Source organism: Priestia sp. 3CA3 (assembly GCF_056836725.1).
Genome location: NZ_JBXENJ010000004.1, coordinates 460,859 through 467,365, shown reverse-complemented (window position 1 = coordinate 467,365; position 6,507 = coordinate 460,859). Strand labels below are relative to the sequence as shown.

Annotated in this window: 7 protein-coding genes; 2 read left to right on the top strand and 5 right to left on the bottom strand. The window is 38.2% G+C overall.

Going from position 1 to position 6,507, the window contains the following annotated elements; genetic code table 11:
• Positions 1-23 precede the first annotated feature (23 nt).
• Positions 24-962, bottom strand: a complete 939-nt coding sequence (locus AC1VNJ_RS14220) for a VanW family protein (RefSeq protein ID WP_482640931.1) — start codon at positions 960-962, stop codon at positions 24-26.
• A 178-nt stretch (positions 963-1,140) separates the two neighbouring features.
• Here AC1VNJ_RS14220 and AC1VNJ_RS14215 point away from each other — a divergent pair, with 178 nt between their 5' ends.
• The gene (locus AC1VNJ_RS14215; RefSeq protein ID WP_033578922.1) at positions 1,141-1,956 is read left to right on the top strand and encodes a hypothetical protein; all 816 of its coding nucleotides are present in this window, start codon (positions 1,141-1,143) and stop codon (positions 1,954-1,956) included.
• 298 nt (positions 1,957-2,254) lie between these two features.
• On the top strand, positions 2,255-4,321 hold the full coding sequence (locus AC1VNJ_RS14210; RefSeq protein WP_328173385.1) for an FUSC family protein: 2,067 nt from the start codon (positions 2,255-2,257) through the stop codon (positions 4,319-4,321).
• A 26-nt stretch (positions 4,322-4,347) separates the two neighbouring features.
• Here AC1VNJ_RS14210 and AC1VNJ_RS14205 read toward each other — a convergent pair whose 3' ends face one another.
• The 4 genes from AC1VNJ_RS14205 to AC1VNJ_RS14190 form a co-directional block, all read right to left on the bottom strand.
• A complete protein-coding gene (locus AC1VNJ_RS14205; protein WP_028413425.1) occupies positions 4,348-4,641 on the bottom strand; it encodes a hypothetical protein in 294 nt (97 codons plus the stop codon).
• 64 nt (positions 4,642-4,705) lie between these two features.
• Complete coding sequence (locus AC1VNJ_RS14200; protein ID WP_165636002.1) at positions 4,706-5,260, bottom strand: DUF3231 family protein; 555 nt, start codon at positions 5,258-5,260, stop codon at positions 4,706-4,708.
• Between the two features lie 264 nt (positions 5,261-5,524).
• Positions 5,525-5,791, bottom strand: coding sequence for a hypothetical protein (locus AC1VNJ_RS14195; RefSeq protein WP_251440421.1), 267 nt, complete (start codon positions 5,789-5,791; stop codon positions 5,525-5,527).
• Positions 5,792-5,902: 111 nt separating this feature from the next.
• Complete coding sequence (locus AC1VNJ_RS14190) at positions 5,903-6,229, bottom strand: YflT domain-containing protein (protein WP_115653839.1); 327 nt, start codon at positions 6,227-6,229, stop codon at positions 5,903-5,905.
• Positions 6,230-6,507 lie beyond the last annotated feature (278 nt).

Below are 6,507 nucleotides of genomic sequence, written 5' to 3'. Positions count from 1 at the left end.
CTTACTCCTTGCTTTTTTATGTTTTAATCAGCAATGTCACTATGAACATGTGATTTAGGTTTTTTCTCTTTTGGCAAGGGTTCATTAGAAGCCCAAGGCACGCGGCGAGGCTTATATTCAATCGCATCAGTAGAGTACACGGCCACGCTTACGACTCCCCCGTGTACCTGCGCTCGAATCAACAAAGGATCACTGTACGTATTTTTAAAATGAAAGTCAGGTCCATACCAGCTGACGGTAGCGTCTCGCCCAGGAGGTACGTAGGAAACACTGCGGCTGTGTGAGTAGCGCTGCGTAATCATGACGCCAGCGTTATCGACGGCGTTAAATAAAGTAGAAGAAACTTGGCAAATTCCTCCTCCAACTCCTTCAGAATACTCTCCTTTTACAATGATTGGCGCACGCATATACCCTTTTGCTGCCGTTCTTTTTCCAACGGTTTGATTAAACGAGAAAACTTCCCCAGGAAATATGACGCTGCTGTCTAGTGATTCAGCCGCAAGAGAAATATTGTGAGAACGATTTTTATTATGAGGATTAAATACCGTATGATAATGACCGATTTGCTTAATGCGAATCGTTGCAAGCAGCTCCTTATCCACGCGAGGAGAAACAGGAAGCGTCGGGATTTCTAAGGTTGACGTACCGCCGTTAAAAAAATAAGTATAAAATTTCTCGGCAAAATCTTTATGATATAGTTTGACACCCGCTTGCTCAGGAACAATTTGTCCGCTTTTATCAATGCGGGCATTTATGGGCTCTCTATATGTTTTTTTATCCAATTTTTTTAGAAGAAGATTGTATCGATCATGATCAACCATGGGTACAGGAAGAAGAGGTACTGCTACTTTGTCCCGTTCAATCCGTTCAATTGGTTTACCGTCATGAGTAATAGATAGGTGGTCTTGTGTAGAAAGAGGTTGAATAAGCATTAAAAGTCCAACCATCCAAGTGAAATTCATATCATATACCTCGCTTTCACCTGTTAGTATGAATAAAATGAACCGTTTAATGTATAGGATTCACAAGCTCTTTTTTGTATTATTTTCCATGAGACGAGCGTGTAAAAATTTCTATTTATAATTGTATGTGTACTTTCGCATATTACATAGAGAAACTACAAGGTAATGAGGGTAGACAATGATAAAATTAATGATTTTAGTCTTTATGCTTATTAGTTTTTTTGTGCATCCCCAAAAGATGAAAGCAGAAGAAAACCTTACGTACTTTCCGGTAAGCGACACAGGAAAAGTATTAAAATGGAAACGTGTAGAAACCTTACTGCCGAAGGGGCAAAAATTTAAAGTGATCGATGTAGAAACCGGTTTTTACTTTTATGTGCAGCGAAGAGCAGGTTCTCACCACGCAGATGTTCAGCCGCTTACACGTCAAGATACGAAAGTAATGAAGCACTTATATAATGGAAAATGGAGCTGGAACCGAAGAGCTGTTCTTATTCCATTTAAAGGCCAAATGCTTGCAGCTTCCATGAATGGAATGCCTCATGGAGCCGGTGCGCTTGACAATGGGTTCCCCGGTCATTTTTGCATTCATTTTGCAGGAAGTACGACTCACAAGTCTCAAAATGTAGATCCAGGTCATCAGTTAATGGTATTAAAAGCAGGAGGAAAGCTTGATGAATATGCATTAAAAGCTGAGCCGGCAGAAGTCGTCAATATGTTTTTAACAGGATTAAAGCAAGATGACGATGCCTTAATGCAGCCGGTTTTGCGGGTGAAGCAAGAGCATAAGTTATGGGCAAAGCTGCATAGTATCTCCACCATTTATTATAAAACGGACTTATTTCATGCAAAAAAGTATAAAACAAAAGAGAAAATCTCCGTAGATTGCCTTATTTATTACGAAAATAAAGGGGCTCACAAGACAACGATGGTTTTTACTTTAAAAAGAAATCCGTTAACAAACGGGTGGGAAATTTCTTCTCTTACACTGTAATGAACCATTATTTTTTAAAAACACATCTGACAGAAAACAGATGTGTTTTTAAGCATTTGTTTAGCTCTTTAGCTGTTTGCAATGTTATAGTGAAAAACATACTTACATACGATAGAAAAGAATTAAAAAGGATATAAGTAATAATATTACTCTTTCTACAAAGAACTTTACAGCACGAAAGGAGAGGGTTTTTATTTTTTCATATTGGTTTAGCCGCTTAGTCGCTGCAGATCCTGGACGAAAAAGGTTCAAAACAGCTTCTAAAGCTACGATCAGTGTCATTACAGCTGTCGTTATTATGCTGATTGTATTAAAAGCAGCGGGAAGCTCTCAAATTACCGCTGCTATTTTATCGGGCGTAATCGGCCTGATGGGTATATTGGTTGTAAATGATGAAACAACAAAAGCAAAAAAAGTGACAACAGGATTAGTAGCACTTTCTAGCGCCGTTTCTCTTGGAATTGGCTCGTTTTTATCACGATATGGACAAGCAGAAAATGTTTTTCTCGTTCTGCTAGTGTTTTTGTCTTTTTATTTACAGAAATTTGGTATTCGCTATTTCTCTCTGTCGATGGTAGCCTTTATGTCGTTTTATTTTGCTTCTATTTTACACGTTACATTTTCTCAGCTGCCGTGGCTGTTAGCTGGCGTTGTAGTAGGAGCCTGCTGTGCATTTATCTATAATTTTGTCATCTTTAAAGACCGGCCTGCCAACGTGCTAAGGTCTTCAATGAAATCATTTCATATTCAAGTGAATTTGGTGCTTGATTTAATTATTGAGTTAATTCAAAAGAAAAGGATTGAACCGGCTCAAATTAAACAATACAACCGCAATATTAAAAAACTAGCGGAGTATGCCCGTGTAGCATCAGAAGAGCTTGGAAATACAGATCCTCACGACATATGGCCTGGCGTAACAGCTGAGCAAATGCGCCTTTATGTATTTGATACAGTGATGCTGCTGCAGACATATTCTCCGGCAATCCGAAAACTCAGTGAATTGAAAGCATTTAATCATTTTGATATTCAGCAGGTGCTGTTAAAGCTAGTGGAATCGATTCGCGAAGCAGAGGTATTAAATGAAAATCCTACTCATTCCTTAACAGATGCAGCTCAGCATTTGCAAGAGCTGCGCCAAAAATTAAGCGAACTCGAACCTCAAGACAAAAGGTATAAAGACTGGCTTTACTTAATCCGCCGTATCGAAACGATATCAAATCACGTGATTGATGAAGCCTATGAGCTGCAGCAAGCAATTGTGAAGCAAGAAAAACAGCCTCAAAAAGAAGCGGAAGAACAAGAAGACGAAGAGGATAATGATGAAGAAAAGGGATTAAAACCATCTACAAAAAAGTCTATTCAAGCAGTCATCACTGCTGTTGCGACCTTAATATTTGGTTCGTTTTTATCTCCATCGCACCAATATTGGGCGCTCTTAGCAGGCTATTTAGTGCTTCTCGGTACAGAAACGATAGGAAGTACGTTTGTAAAAGCCGTGCAGCGAAGCGTAGGCACGCTTTTAGGAGCAGCTGTCGGCTTTGTTGTTGCAAGCTACGTTTCCCCTGGAATACTTGAAGTAACGCTGCTTTTTATCTGTGTGTTTATGGCTTTTTATTTCTTTCCCATTACGTATTCGTTTATGAGTTTTTGGATTACGATGATGCTGGCCTTTATGTATGACATGCTTCTTGGCGGAATTTCAGAGAGCTTATTACTGGCTCGCGTGTTAGATACGGTCGTAGGAGTTGGAATTGGTTTAGCCGTATCTGCTCTTGTGTTTCCTAAAAGAACAAGAGATAAAATAACCGACACTTCAGTAGAATACGTAGCGGCTTTAAAAGAATTTGTTCACACCTATTTACATCGTTTTACGAAGCAGTACGCATTTGCCAATTTAGCTGATAAAGGAATGGAATTAGAAAAAAAGCTAAAACAGCTTCATGTCGATTCCGATCCTATTATCAAAGGTTTCGTTGGCCGTTCACGTCTTCAGCAATTTTTGACCGTTTTTACCGCCATTAATTATTACGCCAAGCATTTGGTAGCTTCTTCTACTAGAAACGAAGCTTTTTATAAGGAAGCAGAATTTCATGGCGTAGTAAAGGAAGTGGAAGAGAAAGTGGCAAGCAACTTCACTCAGCTTGAAAAAGCATTACGAGGAGAAAGAGGAACGTATGTATACACGCTTGAAGATGTAAGACAAAAGATTGAACAATCTTTAGATTATTTTGATACGTCCGTTCAATCAAGAAACTTACAGCATCTGCAGCTGCTGCATAACATCTATTACGTATGGAAAATCAATCAATCGGTTGTTCACTTAGCCAAAGATCTAGGAGCAGAAGAAATAAGTAGTGAAAGCTAAAAACCAGCGAATACTTCGCTGGTTTTTTAGTCTGATGAATAAGGAGACGTATCTTTTCTAATCGTTCTCCACGTTGTTTTAAGACCGGCATAGCTTCCAATTGCGGCGTATCCATAAAAATATCCCATAAACAATCCGGCAATAATATGATGAGGGTGACTGATCAATACTGAAAACAGCACGCCGACAGCTAAAGCGATAGTCGGAACAAATTGCTTTTTAGGATGAAAAAGCCATTTGATCAGCTGCGTCACGATTAATACGACAGGAACGCCAATGACTGCGTCCCAAAAGTTTGTATGAATTGTAGGGAAATCCATGTTTAAGCACCTCGTTAAATGTGTTGGATGTAAGGTTATCTATGCTGTTTTACCTAAGAACACTTCAATTAGAGTTATGAGGGGCTCCAGGTGGATAATAATAAGGCGGAATTTTGAGCCATCCTTTTTGCTGCATTAGAATTTTTATTTTTGATCCTAATATGACCTTTTCAGTGTGGAATTTCAACCACATTAATCCAATATCGGTTCTAATAGATTGTCCCATATTCGTGCTGCACATGACGATATTAGAGGCAATTTTTATAGATATTAAGTTAGCGATTTCAGAATCCGTGGCTTTTGCTCCTAATGGAATACTGTTAGGGTCAGATTTCGGTTTGGTAGCCGGTATTTCAGGAAGGGGAATTCCTTCTTTAATCATTAATTTTTTGAGTGTATCAATCTGAGATTCAGCCAGGTTTTTTGAGTCTTGAGCAAGCTTAAGCAGTTCACTGTTAGTTGTTGTATTAAGACAAGTTTCTAAGGCAGGTATTTCTTCTGCTAAAGCAGTGAAATACAGCCAACACCCCATAGTCTCACCGATATGTGGGCGAGGAGGCGTATCATCTGTAGAAGAGTTTTTTATATAATCAATTAGTGTCTCAATGACGTTAATCATAACTTTTCACCCTTTATATAGTTTATGCATTTTCATTATTACCTTCAGCAGAAAAGGATAAACACAGCTAAGAAATGTTACATATAAAATTGATTATGATGAGTGGAAGAAAAAGCATCCCATTCAGCAATTTATAATAGTGATGGTACAAACATCTAAAGGTATAAAAATTGTTGAAATGCTTAATAAATAGGTTGGTGCTAGAAGATAAAGTCAATAGAAAAAAATCTCCTTGCTCATCAAGGAGATTTTTTATCTTGAGTATTATACAGTTTTTCTCCGATACTCTCTCCATAACGAAGTTAGTTCTTCTGACCAATATTTATAATCAAATACCGTTATATTTTTGCTAGGCATAAAAACATTTAACAGCCAATTAACCCTTAATTTGTCTCTGACGCCTATCGTTTTATCATTTTTACAGCAGCCTTCATCACAAGGTTTATCGTGTATCTTGTAAGGAATATTTTTAACGACCAATCCGTCTTTTACACGCTTTGTGTACTCAATTCCTATAATCAAATATATCACTCCTCGCAGTAACTCTTATCTTCATAATCATATGTAGGGATGACTTCTTTAATGAAAGGGGAAAAAGGGCAGAAGACAAAAATAAAAAAGCCCTGCTGTAGGGCTTTTAGATTAAGCAACTTTTGATGCAACCACGATTACTTTGCCGTGATCTAATTCTTCTTCATAGCGTTCAGCTTCAGGCTGTGATAATCCTAATGAACGCATTTTGGCGCGAAGCTCGTCTCCTCGAGAGCGAAACACATTCGCAATTGAATCAAATACACCTTGTTCAGAAAGACCGATAGTGCTTGTGTTTGTTGCAGCTGTTAAATCCTCGGAGCGATCTTGATGGTGTGCAAGTAAATAAACTTCGTCTTTTGTAAATCCTTCACGCAAAAATTGTTCGATTGTATCTTTTGCCTGTACGCCATTTTCAACTACTTTTACATTTACCATTTCAAAAAACCTCCTTGTATGATAGACAACTTTCTCGAATACGTTGAGTAATGAAGAGAAGTTTAAATAACTTGTCCTCTTGCTTTGTGTATACACGTTATTGGAAGAGATAAAACCTATTTCATAAAATTGAGTTAAAAAGTCTAACATAGGAGAAGAGGAAACAGCGCGGTTATCTTTGAGGAGAATCTGGCGGACAATAAGCAGAAGAAGGCTTTAGCCAGCCTTTTTCCTGCATCTTTTTTTTTTGACCTTTTAAGGTACAGTACAAACTGCAA